The sequence below is a fragment of the Dermatophilus congolensis genome (assembly GCF_900187045.1).
Taxonomy (GTDB): domain Bacteria; phylum Actinomycetota; class Actinomycetes; order Actinomycetales; family Dermatophilaceae; genus Dermatophilus; species Dermatophilus congolensis.
The window spans coordinates 2,226,964-2,241,984 of record NZ_LT906453.1 but is presented as its reverse complement, the minus strand read 5'-3'; the positions used below and the strand labels follow the sequence as shown (position 1 = coordinate 2,241,984).

15 protein-coding genes are annotated in these 15,021 nt (G+C 59.1%); 4 read left to right on the top strand and 11 right to left on the bottom strand.

All coding sequences use genetic code 11. The annotated features are described in order from the left end of the window. Positions 1-50: 50 nt before the first annotated feature. Both sigE and CKV89_RS09580 read left to right on the top strand, forming a co-directional pair. The gene (sigE, locus tag CKV89_RS09585) at positions 51-611 is read left to right on the top strand and encodes an RNA polymerase sigma factor SigE (protein WP_051277138.1); all 561 of its coding nucleotides are present in this window, start codon (positions 51-53) and stop codon (positions 609-611) included. 169 nt (positions 612-780) lie between these two features. Beyond that, positions 781-1,170, top strand: coding sequence for a Sec-independent protein translocase family protein (locus CKV89_RS09580; RefSeq protein WP_324603338.1), 390 nt, complete (start codon positions 781-783; stop codon positions 1,168-1,170). A gap of 69 nt (positions 1,171-1,239) precedes the next feature. Here CKV89_RS09580 and CKV89_RS09575 read toward each other — a convergent pair whose 3' ends face one another. From CKV89_RS09575 to CKV89_RS09560, 4 genes are all read right to left on the bottom strand, one after another. Further along, positions 1,240-2,373: an Mrp/NBP35 family ATP-binding protein gene (locus CKV89_RS09575; protein WP_028326478.1), complete on the bottom strand. Its 1,134-nt coding sequence runs from the start codon at positions 2,371-2,373 to the stop codon at positions 1,240-1,242. 41 nt (positions 2,374-2,414) lie between these two features. After that, entirely contained in the window at positions 2,415-3,026 is a 612-nt protein-coding gene (locus CKV89_RS09570; RefSeq protein WP_084440838.1) for a DUF1003 domain-containing protein, read from the bottom strand. Then, positions 3,019-4,314, bottom strand: coding sequence for a magnesium transporter MgtE N-terminal domain-containing protein (locus CKV89_RS09565; protein ID WP_028326477.1), 1,296 nt, complete (start codon positions 4,312-4,314; stop codon positions 3,019-3,021). The genes CKV89_RS09570 and CKV89_RS09565 overlap by 8 nt, the downstream gene beginning before the upstream one ends. A 208-nt stretch (positions 4,315-4,522) precedes the next feature. Then, positions 4,523-5,197: a DedA family protein gene (locus CKV89_RS09560; protein ID WP_231935380.1), complete on the bottom strand. Its 675-nt coding sequence runs from the start codon at positions 5,195-5,197 to the stop codon at positions 4,523-4,525. 171 nt (positions 5,198-5,368) lie between these two features. On the opposite strand from CKV89_RS09560, the gene CKV89_RS09555 reads away from it, so the two are divergent. Beyond that, complete coding sequence (locus tag CKV89_RS09555; RefSeq protein WP_028326475.1) at positions 5,369-6,259, top strand: HpcH/HpaI aldolase/citrate lyase family protein; 891 nt, start codon at positions 5,369-5,371, stop codon at positions 6,257-6,259. A 54-nt stretch (positions 6,260-6,313) separates the two neighbouring features. Here the strand turns inward: CKV89_RS09555 and CKV89_RS09550 are convergent, their stop codons facing one another. The 3 genes from CKV89_RS09550 to lpdA all read right to left on the bottom strand — a co-directional run bounded on the left by CKV89_RS09550 (position 6,314) and on the right by lpdA (position 10,220). Then, positions 6,314-6,976: a general stress protein gene (locus CKV89_RS09550; protein WP_197697049.1), complete on the bottom strand. Its 663-nt coding sequence runs from the start codon at positions 6,974-6,976 to the stop codon at positions 6,314-6,316. Between the two features lie 197 nt (positions 6,977-7,173). After that, on the bottom strand, positions 7,174-8,727 hold the full coding sequence (locus CKV89_RS09545) for an aminopeptidase P family protein (RefSeq protein ID WP_407919574.1): 1,554 nt from the start codon (positions 8,725-8,727) through the stop codon (positions 7,174-7,176). A 95-nt stretch (positions 8,728-8,822) separates the two neighbouring features. Beyond that, positions 8,823-10,220: a dihydrolipoyl dehydrogenase gene (gene lpdA / locus CKV89_RS09540; protein ID WP_028326473.1), complete on the bottom strand. Its 1,398-nt coding sequence runs from the start codon at positions 10,218-10,220 to the stop codon at positions 8,823-8,825. A gap of 67 nt (positions 10,221-10,287) precedes the next feature. Between lpdA and CKV89_RS09535 the strand changes: the two genes are divergently transcribed. Further along, positions 10,288-11,163, top strand: coding sequence for a PHP domain-containing protein (locus tag CKV89_RS09535; RefSeq protein WP_231935379.1), 876 nt, complete (start codon positions 10,288-10,290; stop codon positions 11,161-11,163). 232 nt (positions 11,164-11,395) lie between these two features. Here CKV89_RS09535 and CKV89_RS11940 read toward each other — a convergent pair whose 3' ends face one another. The 4 genes from CKV89_RS11940 to CKV89_RS09515 all read right to left on the bottom strand — a co-directional run bounded on the left by CKV89_RS11940 (position 11,396) and on the right by CKV89_RS09515 (position 14,939). Then, positions 11,396-11,650 (bottom strand): hypothetical protein, encoded by a 255-nt coding sequence (locus CKV89_RS11940; protein WP_154657564.1) that lies wholly within the window; start codon positions 11,648-11,650, stop codon positions 11,396-11,398. 333 nt (positions 11,651-11,983) lie between these two features. Next, a complete protein-coding gene (locus tag CKV89_RS09525) occupies positions 11,984-13,537 on the bottom strand; it encodes a DEAD/DEAH box helicase (protein WP_028326470.1) in 1,554 nt (517 codons plus the stop codon). Between the two features lie 436 nt (positions 13,538-13,973). Beyond that, entirely contained in the window at positions 13,974-14,198 is a 225-nt protein-coding gene (locus CKV89_RS09520; protein WP_028326469.1) for a DUF3107 domain-containing protein, read from the bottom strand. 126 nt (positions 14,199-14,324) lie between these two features. Continuing rightward, positions 14,325-14,939 carry a TetR/AcrR family transcriptional regulator gene (locus CKV89_RS09515; protein ID WP_157728109.1) on the bottom strand — a complete coding sequence of 205 codons (615 nt, stop codon included), beginning with the start codon at positions 14,937-14,939 and terminating at the stop codon, positions 14,325-14,327. Positions 14,940-15,021 lie beyond the last annotated feature (82 nt).

Here is a 15,021-nt window from a genome sequence, read left to right as displayed (position 1 = left end):
CATCTGCCCCCTCGACTGCTGCGCTCGCTTCGTGTGCAGGCGAGGACGCCGTGCACGCCGCGCCGTCTTGGGAAGAGATCGTCGAGACTCACTCGGCGCGCGTGTATCGACTCGCCTACCGTTTGACCGGTAATCCGCATGATGCTGAGGACCTCACACACGACACATTCGTGCGGGTGTTCCGTTACCTGGATTCCTACCGCCCGGGCACCTTTGAGGGATGGCTGCACCGGATTACCACGAACCTGTTCCTTGACCGGATGCGCCGCAAACAGCGGATACGTTTCGATGCGTTGTCTGAAGAGTCTGCCGCGCGGCTTCCCGCGCACGGCGGCGGGCCCGAGCAGGCATGGGATCAGCATCATTTCGATGACGACGTGCAGCGGGCGCTAGAGTCCTTGGCTCCTGATTTCCGTGCTGCTGTCGTGTTGTGCGACATCGAGGGCTTGTCCTACGAAGAAATCGCCGATGTTCTGGGCATTAAGCTCGGTACCGTCCGTTCACGGATCCACCGAGGGCGTGCCCGGTTGCGTGAAGAGTTGGCGCACCGCGCACCTAAAGCGGAGCGTTCCCGAGCCACGCGCATGCCCGAGGTACAGCCTGCGCTGTGATTTTCCCCTTCTGCCCGCCCCGCACTGGTGGGGCTTAAGAGGCCGATGCGGTGAAGAGTACTGTTTTGCTCTGGCAGGATGCGGTGCAGTGCCGTGTCCTGCCAGAGCAGTGTCGTGTGCACGCACAGTAGGTATAAGTAACTAGCGGCACTGGCTCATCACACAGTCATTGCTGCGCGCCGGTATAGCCACGAAGGAGCTGATCACCATCAACGGGTGGGAATTCATCATCATCTTCGTGCTAGCCATGCTGCTTATCGGCCCGGAACGCCTGCCAGGCTATGCCGCGAAACTACGTGAATGGGTTCGTTCGGTGCAGCAGTTCGCTGATGGGGCGAAAAACCAGCTGCGTGAGCAAATGGGCCCAGAGTTCGATGACATCGACTGGAAAAGCTACGACCCACGCCAATACGACCCGCGCCGTATCGTGCGTGAAGCCCTCCTAGAGACCGGTGAGCAGAAAGACACCCCGCTCGAAGAAGCCGTGATCCGCACTCCAGTGCGTTCAGTGACTTTCGACCCGAATCGCCCCACACCCTTCGATAACGAAGCCACATAAACCTGCGGGGGAGTGGTGACGAACAGACAACCGTTCGGCGCCACACCCCCGGCAGTCCAGCAAACGTGCTTAGTGAGGCGTCACTGAAACACCAAGCTTGCGCCCAGCCAGACCCCTGGCCCTGGTAGCCAAGGTGGTAGCGATCTTGGTTAGCTCTGCACCGGCAGGAGAATCTGGCGCACACACCGCCACCGGGGCACCTGCGTCCCCGCCCTCACGCAGGGCCACATCAATCGGAACCTGACCCAACAAAGGAACCTCAGTACCCATAATGGCCGACAGCGAAGCAGCCACTGTAGCGCCGCCTCCAGAGCCAAAAATCTCATTACGGCTACCGTCAGGCATCTGTAGCCACGCCATGTTCTCAACGACGCCCACAACCCGCTGATTCGTTTGAGCCGCGATTGACCCAGCACGCTCAGCCACCTCAGCCGCGGCGCTCTGCGGCGTGGTCACCACCACGATCTCAGCGTTGGGTAGAAGCTGCCCAATCGAAATAGCAACGTCACCGGTACCCGGAGGAAGATCCAACAACAAGGCATCCAGGTCACCCCAGTACACATCCGCGAGGAACTGCTGGATAGCGCGGTGGAGCATCGGGCCACGCCACACCACAGGCTGCCCTTCGGGCACAAACATGCCCACACTCATGACCTTCACGCCATGAGCCTCCGGAGGCATGATCATGTCATCAACCTGCGTAGGAGCGTAAGAAACCCCCATCATGCGCGGCACCGAAAAACCGTAAATGTCCGCATCGAGCACACCAACCTTTAAGCCCTGCTTAGCCATCGCCGCAGCAAGGTTGGTCGTCACCGACGACTTACCCACACCCCCCTTACCAGAAGCAATCGCATAAATACGGGTCAAGTTATCGGGCCGAGCGAACGGGTTCTCCCGCTCGGTTTTGCCACCACGCAGCTTGGTGCCCAGATCTTTGCGCTGCTGATCATTCATCACACCCAAAGTCACCGACACCGAAGTGACGCCCTCCAACGCCAAAAGCGCCTCAGTGGCTTCCTTCTCAATCGTCGATTGCAACGGGCATCCCGCCACGGTGAGCAAAATAGTGGTGGTGACGACGCCTGCATCATCTACCGAAATGTTCTCGACCATGCCGAGCTCGGTGATCGGGCGGTGGATCTCAGGGTCTTCGACGCGTGAAAGCGCGTCCATGAGTTGTTCAGGAGAGGGAACAGGCATGCTCACCACCCTAGCGATGCCAGCTCACCCCGCTGAACGACTCACCCACGCTCCTCATCACTGAGCTGCTCATGCCCATGAGAGTTCTCCGAGGGCGCAACACCAGGACGCTTACCCGTTTTCCGCTTCTTGCGACGGTGAACGCTCTCGCACTCCTCATCATCCAAGCTGCGGATTTCTTCAAGAAGATCACGCAGCTCGGAGCGCAGATAATCACGAGTTACCGTCTCACCCAAAGCCATCCGAAGCGAAGCGACCTCCCGAGTCAAATACTCAGTGTCGGCAAGGTTGCGTTCGTCACGGGCACGGTCCTGCTCAGCAATAACCCGGTCCCGGTCATCCTGGCGATTCTGAGCTAAAAGCAGCAACGGCGCAGCATACGAAGCCTGCAGCGACAAAATAAGCGTCAACAACGTGTAGTTCAAAGAGCGCGGATCAAACTGCACTTCCTCAGGCATAAACGTGTTCCACGCCAGCCACACCGCACAAAAAATCGTCATCCACACAAGGAACTGCGGAGTGCCCATAAACCGAGCAAACCCCTCCGCAGCGACACCAAAAGAGCCCTCACGAAACATCTTCGGACGACGCAGCCACGCGGCACGGATCTCCTGCGGCTGGTCCAGACGGGCCGTTCGCTTCTGCTCAGCCATGCGTCACCTCGTGTCGGTCGTCACGCCAGTCATTAGGTAGAAGTTTGTCGATCACGTCATCAACGGACACCGCCCCAAGCAAATGTCCATCCTCGTCAGCGACAGGCAAAGCCATCATGTTGTACGTCGCCAACTCCCGCGTGACATCCATAAGAGAGGCACTAGGACAAACAGGTTCAATACCCGTATCCAATGCAGAACCGATAGCTGTCGTCGGAGGTTCACGTAACAAACGCTGAAAATGAACGAGGCCAAGATACTTACCCGTCGGAGTTTCCTGAGGAGCCCGGCACACAAAAACCGCAGCAGCCAAAGCTGGGGGGATCTCCTGCCGGCGAACATACGCCAACGCTTCAGCCACCGTCGCCTCAGGAGGAAGAATAAGCGGCTCGGTCGTCATCAAACCACCAGCAGTGTCCTCTTCATACACCAACAGACGACGAAGATCCTCAGCATCATCAGGCTCCATGAGACGCAAATAACGCTCCTGCGCATCCGGAGTCAGCTCACCCAACAAGTCCGCAGCATCGTCAGGCTGCATCGCCTCAAGAACATCAGCAGCACGATTACCAGAAAGCGAAGAAAGCACCTCAACCCGATCATCCTCGGGAAGCTCCTCCAACACATCCGCGAGCTTTTCATCAGGAAGCGCCGAAGCAACCTGCACCCGCCGCAACGGCTTCAACTCACGAATCATCTCTGCCAAGTCCGCAGCCTTGACATCGTCATAACCCTCAAGGAGCAGATCAGCCCCCTGATTCACCGCCAGCGCTCGTAACCCAGCAACCTGATCAATGTCCAGCAGCAACGTTTCACCACGCCGACGCCGCAGCCCCAGCGACTCCCCAAAGCCCGAGCGCTGCCCACCTTTAGGAACTTTGCGGACAAAAACTTTCTCGATCGTCCATTCCCGGGCGCGAACCTTCTCAATCGCGATGTCTTCGATGATCGCCGAATACGGGTCAGCCCCTGGCTCACGAGCCGTAACTGTCCGGTCAAAAAGCTCAGCAACAACCATGACCTCACCGCTGCGCTGCTCAAAACGCCGCAAATTCACCAGGCCAGTGGAGATGATCTGCCCAGCATCCATTGAGGTGACGCGTGTCATCGGCATGAACACGCGCCGCCGACCAGGCACTTCCACCACAAGACCCACGGCGCGTGGATGTCGCCGTGCGGCGCTGAACATGACGATGACGTCACGGACAATCCCGACCTGATCACCGATAGGGTCAAAAACGGAAAGACCGACGAGGCGGGCGACGAAAACGCGTGTGTTCGAGGGCACAACAACCAGAGTAACGACGACGAAGGCACGGTTCGTCCACGGGTACAGGCAGCAGCACGCGATACCGGTCACCACGAAGGCACGCACCAGCAGCAGCCACACCGCCACTGGCAGCTACATCACGCACCCAACAACACCCTCAGGCAACCAGGCCCTGAGCTATCAGCGCAAACGTCTACCCCTTGCTTGGAACCCCTGAGCTACGCCCTCAGGCATCCCCGCCAGCGCGATGCTTACGGAAATACCGCACCAAATACCAACCAAGGAAAGCCACAATCGCAGCGATCACCACATACTGCAGATACCCCACGTACTGCTCCACCTGATCCCATTTCTCACCCAACGCGAACCCGGCATAAATCAACACCGAATTCCACAAAACGCTACCCACCAGCGAGAACACAGAAAACTGCAGCAACGGCATCCGCGACAAACCAGCCGGAATCGAAATGAGACTGCGAATAAGAGGCAGCATCCGGCCAAAAAACACCACCGAATAGCCGTACCGGTTAAACCACGCCTCAGCCTTCTCAATGTCCTCGACATCCACCAACGGCATCCAGTCAAAAAAACGGAACAACCGATCTCGCCCAAGAACCACACCCAGCGCGTACAGCGCCCACGCCCCAACCAGCGAACCGACAGAAGTCCACACAATCGCCGACATCAGTGACAACGTGCCCTGACTGGCAGTGAAACCAGCCAACGGCAAAATCACCTCACTAGGAATCGGCGGAAAAACATTTTCCAACGCAACAAGAAGCCCAGCCCCCGGCGCCCCCAACGCCTCCATGACGCCGACAATCCACTGCGTCATCCCGCCGCCAGCACCTCCAGCAGCCACTGCGCCACCCATCAAAACCGACACACCCGTCAGTAACATTCCTCACCTTTACCGTTCTGCCGTCTGAGCGGCTCGGGGCAAAACCCCAGCGTATCCAGCCGCCTCACCCACGCGAAGAAACACCTCACCTCACCAAAGACGCCCCCGCAATACCGATAACCTGACTAGGCACCCCCACAACGAAACTCGGTCAACGAAAGGCCGCCCCACATGGCGACAACACCCGACCCCACCCTGCGGCCACGCCGCTCAGTGCTCTACATGCCCGCCTCCAATCCCCGCGCACTGGAGAAAGCAACCACCCTGCCCTGCGACAGCATCATCTTCGACCTCGAAGACGCCGTCGCACCAGAAAACAAACCAGCTGCCCGCGACGCAGCCTGCGCCGCCACACAATCAGGAAAATACGGACACCGCGAACTGATCATCCGCGTCAACGCAATCAACACACCCTGGCACCACGACGACATCGCAGCAGCAGCAGCAGCCGCGCCCGACGCCATCGCCATCCCCAAAATCAACACCGCCGAAGAAATCCACGCCATCTGCGCTGCTCTCGAAGCAGCACACGCCCAACCCGCCACCGCGATCTGGGCCATGTGCGAAACCCCACTCGGAGTGCTCAACGCCCCCAGCATCGCCGCAGCATCCCCGCGCCTGCAGGCCCTGGTCATGGGTTCAAACGACCTCATTAAAGAACTCCACGCCGAAGACATCCCCGGCCGCGCCCCGCTCATGGCATCCATGTCCTGGGCAGTGCTGGCAGCCCGCGCCGCGAAAATCGCGATCCTCGACGCCGTCCACAACAACATTCACGACCACGAGGGCTTCACGACCGAAGCAACGATGGCCCGCCAGATGGGATTCGACGGCAAAACACTCATCCACCCCAACCACATCGCGGCAGCCAACGAAATCTTCAGCCCCACCCCCACAGACATCGAACACGCACACGCCATCATCGCTGCCTGGGACGCCGCCGACGGAGCTTGCATCGCCACCCACAACGGCCGCATGATCGAACAACTCCACGTCGATGCCGCCCGCCGCACACTCGCCCTCGCCGAGGCCATCACCACCCTCGAAAACGACACCCCTTAAGCCACGCCGCCACCCACACCAAGGGGCTAGCCCCGTAAGACCAGCCCCTCAACCTCACTTCGCTGATGCGTCATCAGCACCTGGAGAATCCGCCGCCGAGCCTGCAGCAGCCTGCGATGAATCGCTCGACGAGACTGGCTTGCCCGAGGAATCAATCTTCTGCCCGTACATTCCCTCAAACGGATTTGGGCGCGCCTGCACACGCTTAGGCTCCCCAGTAGTGACCAAAGCGCCCCGTACACCATCCATCTTCGACAACAACGCCTGTGCCTCTCCAAAGGCCCGATGCTCAACCAACAGCTCATACTTCGTGGCCACAACCTGGCTCACCGACGTGAAATCACGCCGACCACGAGACATCGAATACCCCAAACCTGCCCAAATAAAACCGAAAACCGCCCCAGCCCCCACAGCCATACCGATCAGGCCTAACGTCGCCCCACCCTCAAACATCGACAAAATCAACCCGACAAACAAACCCATCCACATGCCCGACAGCACGCCACCACCAAGCACCTTCGGCCACGTCAAACGCCCGGTCACTCGCTCCACCTGACGCAAGTCCGTACCCACAATCATCACGTTCTGCACCGGGAACTGCTCATCAGACAAAAAATCCACGGCCTTCTGCGCATCCGCATACCGGTCGAACAACGCCAACGACTGAGGGAACTCAAGATTGAGGATCTCCTGACCTGCAGAAGGCTGTTGCGACATAAATATCCGTCCTGTTCTCAAGGCAAAAGTGTGGTCAATAACAAAGGCAAACAAGCGGCGGCGTCACAGCCACAAACATGTCATCCACCCATGCCCGCGCGGCACGAGCATAGACACGAACACCGCAACAGCGACGCCGCCGACCCGTTCAACACTCAAAACCACTCAACGATTCCACAGCGGAATAAACCCGCCGATCATGCATCCCCAGCTAGAAGAGGAGCCATCCACGCCTCAACCTCATCCACCGAACGCGGCAACTTCGACAAGCTTTCACAGCCCTCAGCAGTGATGACAATGTCATCTTCGATCCGCACACCAACTCCACGGAACTCTTCGGGAACCAACTCGTCATCAGCCTTGAAATACAACCCCGGCTCTACCGTCAAGACCATGCCCGGCACGAGAGTGCCGTCCATGTAGTCCTCACGCAATGCCTGCTGACAGTCATGCACATCCAAACCCAAATGATGGCTGGTTCCATGCACCATCCAACGACGATGCCACTGACCATCTGGCTGCAAACTGCGCTGCGCACTCACTCCCTCAGGCAACAAACCCCACTGCTCGCAATACCGAGCGATCACCGCGATCGCTGCCTCATGCACATCCTTGAACGTTGCCCCCGGCTTAGCCGCGGCGATACCCGCCTCCTGAGCCTCCAACACAGCCTCATAGACCTTCCGCTGCGCAGGAGAAAACCGCCCATTCACCGGCAAAGTCCGTGTGATATCCGCAGTAAAAAGCGAGTCAACCTCCACACCGGCATCAATCAACACCAGATCACCCTCCCGGACCTCACCAGTGTTTTTAATCCAATGCAACGTATTCGCATGGTCACCCGCGGCGCAGATCGAGTCATAGCCGACCCCATTACCTGCATGCCGCGCATACAAACCAAACGTTCCCTCAATCCAGCGCTCACCACGACCACGGCGCACCGCCTCCGGGAACTGACGCACCACCGCAGCAAACGCCGTATCCGTAGCCGCGACAGCCTCACGCATCTGGCTGATCTCCCACTCATCCTTCACCAGACGCATCGTGGACAGCTTCACCTCCAGCTGCCGATCCACCTCAGCAGCAGACTCAAGCAGCTGCTCATTTGCGCTATCCCGACGAGCCTTCGCCACCTGCTCATCCACCACCGGATCAACACCGGTCAACACTCGCAACGACACCGCCCCGAGATCCTTACCGACAGCATCACCGAACTGATCCAAATGCGCTGTCGACACACCCAACTCTGCAGCCAACGACTCCAACGTCGGGGCAGCACCCACCCAAAACTCTCCGTACCGCGAATCCGAAAACGACGCTTCACTATCTCGCGGCAGCAACGGCCGCGCATACAACACCGACTCATGCCCCCCCTCGGCCCGCGGCTCCAACACCAACACCGCATCCGGTTCCCGATCCGCCCCCAAACCAGTCATATGCGCGAACGCGCTATGCGGCCGGAAAAGATAATCACAGTCGTTGTTCCGCACCTTAAAACCACCAGCAGGAATCACCAACCGCTCACCAGGAAAAGCAGCCGACAACGCCTCACGCCGCGCAGCCGCCCACCGAGCCGACTCCGCCAGCTGCGGCAACGACTCCTGGCGAGGCGCCCACCCCGAAGCCATAAACTCAACAAACGCCTGCGACCTAGGCCTGCTGCGGTGCTCAGACACCGCCTCCTGCTCCCTCTTTGCTCCCGCCTGCTGCGTGCCAGCTCCGGACTCCAACGATGCTCCCGTATCAGCCATACCCCCCATGATCACATCCACATCCACCCCAGCGCCGGAACATGATTAAGGCGGCCACCCACCGAAAGTGAATGGCCGCCTTCACCACCGACAGATCAGAGGTTGATCATGTGCCCAGCGATACCGTGCATAGCCTCCTTGAGCGCCTCACCCAATGTCGGGTGAGCGAAAACAGTGCGGCTGACCTCATCAGCAGTCAGATCCCACTGCACAGCCACGTTCGCTGCAGGCAGAAGCTCAGTCACGTCCGGACCGATCATCGACACACCAAGAATCTCGTTGTGCGCCGCGTCAGCGATCACCTTCACGAAACCGACACCCTCACCAAGACCCTGCGCCTTACCGTTCGCCGAGAACGGGAACGAAGAAGTCTTCACGTCGTAGCCAGCATCCTTAGCCTGCTGCTCCGACAGACCCATCGAAGCGATCTGCGGGTGGCAGTAAGTCGCACGCGGAATCGTCTGGTAATCAATCGGCATGGTCTCGGCACCAGCGATGGTCTCCGCAGCGACAATACCCATCGCCTCAGCAACGTGAGCCAACATCATCTTCGCCGTCACGTCACCAATGGCATACACGTGCTCAACGTTCGTGCGCATGAAGTCATCAACCTCGATCGCGCCGCGCTCAGTAAGCTTGACGCCAAGGTTCTCCAACCCATAACCCTCAGTGCGCGGAGCGAAACCGAACGCACACAGCATCCGCTCGGCCTCCAACACCTGCGACTGGCCACCAGCAGCCGGCGAAACCGTCACCTTCACACCCGAACCCGTGTCTTCCACAGACTCGACCTTGGTGCCCGTCATAACCTTCACGCCGAGCTTCTTGTAGTGACGTGCCAGCTCCTTAGACACGTCAGCATCCTCGGTCGGAACCATACGGTCCACGAACTCCACGATCGTCACATCGACACCGAAGTTCGCCATTACGTAAGCGAACTCGACACCAATCGCACCAGAACCACCGATGATGATGCTCTTAGGCAAGTTCTCATCGAGGATCTGCTCCTCGTAGCTGACCACGTTCTTGCTCAGCTCAATGCCCATCGTGCGCACCGTCGCACCAGTGGCAATGATCAGGTCACCGTACGTAACCTCACGCGTGGAGCCATCTTCAGCCTCCACCGAAATCGTGTTGCCCGCCTGCAGCGTGCCCCACCCATCAATCTCCGTGATCTTGTTCTTCTTCATCAGGAAGTGGACACCCTTAACGATGCCTGCACTCACCTGACGAGAACGCTTGTGCGTCGGGCCGAACGACATCGTCGCGTCGCCCTCAATCCCGTACTTCTTCTTCTCCTTGGTCAGCGTGTGCGCCAACTCAGCGTTCTTCAGCAACGCCTTGCTGGGGATACAACCAACGTTGAGGCAAACACCACCCCAATACTTCTTCTCAATAACTGCGACCGACTTACCCAGCTGAGCCGCGCGAATAGCCGCCACATACCCACCAGGGCCGGCTCCAAGAACAACAACGTCAAAGTGATCAGCCATGTGCACAGCCTAATGGCCACTGAGCAACCTACCGTCCCTGCCCCGCAACGAACCAACCAGCAACTGTATGCACACCCCGCGTAATCTCGAAGATATGCGCATCGACCTCCACGCCCACTCGACCGCATCAGACGGTACCGACACACCCACCCAACTCATCGAAAACGCCTGCCGCGCCGGACTGGACGTCATTGCCATCACCGACCACGACACCACCAACGGTTGGGATGAAGCCGCCACCGCTGCCACCAACAACAAAATCACCCTCGTACGAGGCATCGAAGTTTCCACCAGCACCAACGGAATCAACATCCACATGCTCGGTTACCTCCACAACCCCCACCACGCCGGCCTACTCAACGCACTCGAACGCGCCCGCAACTCCCGCCAAAACCGCGCCCAACGCATCGTTGAACGCCTCGCCACCGACCTACCCATCACCTGGAACGACATACGCAGCCACATCGACGACACCACCACCATCGGCCGCCCCCACATCGCCGACGCACTCATACGCGCTCGCATCGTCCCCAACCGCGACGAAGCATTCCGCCGATACCTCCACGACGGATCCCCATACCACGTTCCCTACGAATCCATATCCCCCAGCGAAGCCATCCACCTCATCCGCGACGCCGGCGGAGTGCCCATCATCGCCCACCCCTTCGCCACCAAGCGCCGTGGCCGCCCCATTACCGACGACATCATCGAAGAACTCACCGACGCTGGCCTACTCGGAATCGAAGCCCACCACCTCGATCACACCCCCGAACAAGCCACACACGCCCTTGGCCTAGCCACACAACTCGGCCTCATAGCCACCGGCTCCAGCGACTACCACGGAACCGGCAAAACCAACCGACTCGGCGATCACACCACCACCCCCGCCGCCCTCGAAGCCATCAACGCCCACGCTCACGGCACCCCCATCCTGCAGTCCTAACCACCCCGCTACCGCCCGCCCCCGGTAAACACGTGTGCCCCGGGCCGAGGGAGGGCCCGGGGCACACAAGCGGCGCCCGCAAGGTGGCGGGGGTGGGGCGCCTGGCAATCACCACCGGGTAGAGGGGCACCCAACAGTGATCAACGAAGGGGAAGTGTGTGGGCAGGAGAGGGGCCCCACCCACACACCTGTACGCGTCAGCACACGCCGCGTACGTGGAGGGGAAAGAACATCAATATCGCTGCCACGGCCACCGCAACACCGACGCATCACGCACAGCAACCGTCCCAGCCGTCACCGAAGCAGCAATCAACAACGCCGCAAACAACAATCGCGGATCACCCACAAGAGACGGCCCCACAACCATCAGCACAACCAAAACAGCAACACCCGTCACCACAGCTGACGCCAAAACAGCGCGATTCGCGCCAACCTCGGCGCCACGAGCCGCATCAGGCCGCGAAACAGCATCACTACCAAAAGACATGAAGGCCCCCACCTGTCGTGTCGTAAAACGGGCCGACCCCCATCGGCACCGCGAACAGCGCACCGCACAACAGAACCCCCACGGTTCCGCACCTGCGGCAGAAAAACACTGTGAAAAATAAGAAAACCGATATCTCACAGCCACTGCATAAACCGACAAAATGACATCAGTTAATGCACGTGGAAGAAACAGCACAAAAATGCCGTCCCAGAAACAAAACTACCGCAGATGCTGGACGCATGTTCAACTATGTGGGAAAAACGATATCCATCCCCACGAAAAGCCCTCTAAACACACACAACTACGCCATCAGCCCATGAGCACACACCCGTATCACTCACCCGAAGATGCGCCCCCAGAAGCCCCACCACGCGTTCGACGACGCCTGCGCTGACGACGCGGCTTATCCGCACCACCAGCAGAATCACTCCGCTCACTCACAGACTCAGACGCACGCGAAACCCGCCCAGCTGCCCCACCGCGACCACGAGCGCGCCCCCGACCGCCAGCACGGCCAGACCCCCTACCGCGACCACGCGAAGGCTCCCCCAAATCCTCAACAGCCTCAGCCGACAAACCAGCCAACAAACGCTTGTCTTTAGGCAAACGCCCCTTCGTGCCCGGCTCAATATCCTGATCCGAAAACAAATGATCCGAACTCGAATAAGTCTCCACCGGCTCAGGCATACCCAACTCAAGCGCCTTATCAATCAAGCGCCACCGAGGCATATCCTCCCAATCCACCAACGTGATCGCACGCCCAGTACGCCCCGCACGCCCAGTACGCCCTGTGCGATGCAAATACGTCTTCTCATCCTCCGGCGCCTGGAAATTAATCACATGCGTCACATCATCAACATCAATACCGCGCGCAGCCACATCCGTAGCCACCAACACATCAATATTGCCGTGACGGAACGCCCGCAACGCCTGCTCACGCGCACCCTGCCCCAAATCACCATGAATCGCCCCAGCAGCAAACCCACGCTCAGACAACTCTGAACTCACCTTCGCCGCCTGCCGCTTCGTCCGCGTGAAAATCACCGAACGCCCGCGACCCTCCGACTGCAACACCCGAGCAATGATCTCTACCTTGTCCATCGGATGCGCCCGATACGCAAACTGCTCAATCGCCGAAACCGTCGCACGATCATCACCAGTCGACTGCGCCCGAATATGCGTCGCATGATCCATGTACTTACGCGCCAACGCCACCACAGCGCCAGGCATCGTCGCCGAAAACAACATCGTCTGACGCGACCCAGGCGTCAACGCCAAAATCCGCTCTACATCCGGCAAAAAGCCCAAATCCAACATCTCATCGGCCTCATCCAGCACCACGACCGTGATCTCCGTCAGCCGCAAATGCCCCTGCTGAGCCAAATCCAACAAACGCCCCGGCGTCCCCACAACCACATCCACCCCACGACGCAACGCCTCAACCTGCGGCTCAAACGCCCGCCCACCATAAATCCGCTCCACCCGAATACCCCGACGACGACCCGCCTTATCCAGATCATCACCCACCTGCACACACAACTCCCGCGTCGGCACCACCACAAGCCCCTGCGGACGCCCAGGATGCCGCAACTCCGGAAACTCCGGATCCGCCTCAGTAATCACCGCATCCAACAACGGCACACCAAAACCCAACGTCTTACCCGTACCAGTCTTGGCCTGGCCAATGATGTCTCCACCGTCCAAAGCAACAGGCAACGTACTGGCCTGAATCGGGAAAGCATGCGTAATACCCGCATCAGCCAACGAAGCAGCAATATCCGGATGAATATCCAAATCCGCAAACGCAGGCATCTCCTGCCCCACCGGCACCTCAACATCCGGCGTCACAACATCATCGGTACCCGCAGCACCCGTCACGTCACTCATCACAAACAACCTTCAAACGGCAACGGCATTCGCTCGCGTCACACGACATGCCTGCATGAAATCGGGCCGATCGGAAAAGAACGATCATCGACATGCCCCTAACACCGGAAACACACCGAACAAAGCTCCAACAGAGCTCACAATCAAGCGGTCACACCACCAACGCCGCGCTCACAAGCGACCAGACACCAATGGCGACACGCACACGCGATAGGCAGCGTCCCCGCAGACCAAAAACCACAAACGGCAGGCCCACCAAAGACAAAAACCACGAGGAACGAATTCCACAAGGAAGATGCCGACCGGGCACCGAATATGTCGACACAATTCTACGCAGGCACAGCCCTACACCGAAACGTAGCTGCACCCGACACACGCGAAAGGGCGCCCAGCCACGCCAGACGCCCTCACGAAACCGCCAACAGGCGACAAAAAATCACAACATACCGAAACCGACGCCACCCTTACGCGGGCTACCGATCTCCACATAACCCAACGTCGCCGCAGGCACCACCACCACACGGCCCTTCTCATCCTCCAAACGCAACGGAGCCCCCTGCGAGACAGCCTTGTCAACCAACGCCTGCACCTCCTCATGCGACAACGTCGACTCAACACTCAACTCACGAGTGGTGTGCAAAACACCAATCTTGACCTCCATGGAGCAAACCTCCTCGCCGCCTCAACGGCATACAACAACGAATTACCAACGAGAACCCACCCCGAGCAGCAACACAGCAACCCGAAACCGAATTCCCTCCACAACGAGACTACTTCCTAACGCCCATCAGTCCACGTCACCAACAAACCCAGCCAACCCACCCCACGCCATCCGAGTAAACGCATCCACCGCATCCGAACGAGACAACGTCCCATCCCGAAACCACGCCCGCGCCGAAAACTGCGCCAACCCCACCAACGACGTCGCCACCGCATTCGACTCAGCCAACGACAAATCCCGAAAAGAACGCACCCGCTCAGCAATCGCATCAACACACCACCCCTGCAACTCCTGCACCCTCCGCGTCGCCTCAGCCTCACTCAACGTCTCGGACTCATACACCAACCGAAAACCACCAGCAGGCTCAGTCACAAAACCGAAATACGCCTCCACCATCGCCCGCACCACCTCATCAGCCCGCCCCGCCTGCGCCAAAACCTGACCCAAAATCACCCGCACATGCTCAGCAGCCTCATCCAACAACTCCAAATACAAATCCAACTTGCCCGGAAAATGCTGATACAACACCGGCTTAGACACCCCCGCCCGAGCAGCAATGTCATCCATCGACGCATTGTGATACCCATGTGCCGAAAACGCCTCCCGCGCATGCAACAACAAATGATCACGACGCTCGGACTTACTCAACCGCCGATGCAAATCAACCGAAACCTGAACCACAACGCCCCCTCGACAACCACAAACACAAACACCCACCAAACCCACGCATCGTAACCGCCCCAACCTGACCAACCCTGACAGT

Bases quoted from the DNA above. Each gene is read 5' to 3' on its own strand.
- CKV89_RS09535 (WP_231935379.1), top strand. From the start codon at position 10,288: ATGCACACCCCGCGTAATCTCGAAGATATGCGCATCGACCTCCACGCC.
- CKV89_RS09525 (WP_028326470.1), bottom strand. From the start codon at position 13,537: ATGAGTGACGTGACGGGTGCTGCGGGTACCGATGATGTTGTGACGCCG.
- CKV89_RS09560 (WP_231935380.1), bottom strand. From the start codon at position 5,197: ATGTTACTGACGGGTGTGTCGGTTTTGATGGGTGGCGCAGTGGCTGCT.
- CKV89_RS11940 (WP_154657564.1), bottom strand. From the start codon at position 11,650: ATGTCTTTTGGTAGTGATGCTGTTTCGCGGCCTGATGCGGCTCGTGGC.
- CKV89_RS09545 (WP_407919574.1), bottom strand. From the start codon at position 8,727: ATGGCTGATACGGGAGCATCGTTGGAGTCCGGAGCTGGCACGCAGCAG.
- CKV89_RS09550 (WP_197697049.1), bottom strand. From the start codon at position 6,976: ATGTCGCAACAGCCTTCTGCAGGTCAGGAGATCCTCAATCTTGAGTTC.
- lpdA (WP_028326473.1), bottom strand. From the start codon at position 10,220: ATGGCTGATCACTTTGACGTTGTTGTTCTTGGAGCCGGCCCTGGTGGG.
- CKV89_RS09575 (WP_028326478.1), bottom strand. From the start codon at position 2,373: ATGCCTGTTCCCTCTCCTGAACAACTCATGGACGCGCTTTCACGCGTC.
- CKV89_RS09570 (WP_084440838.1), bottom strand. From the start codon at position 3,026: ATGGCTGAGCAGAAGCGAACGGCCCGTCTGGACCAGCCGCAGGAGATC.
- CKV89_RS09520 (WP_028326469.1), bottom strand. From the start codon at position 14,198: ATGGAGGTCAAGATTGGTGTTTTGCACACCACTCGTGAGTTGAGTGTT.
- CKV89_RS09555 (WP_028326475.1), top strand. From the start codon at position 5,369: ATGGCGACAACACCCGACCCCACCCTGCGGCCACGCCGCTCAGTGCTC.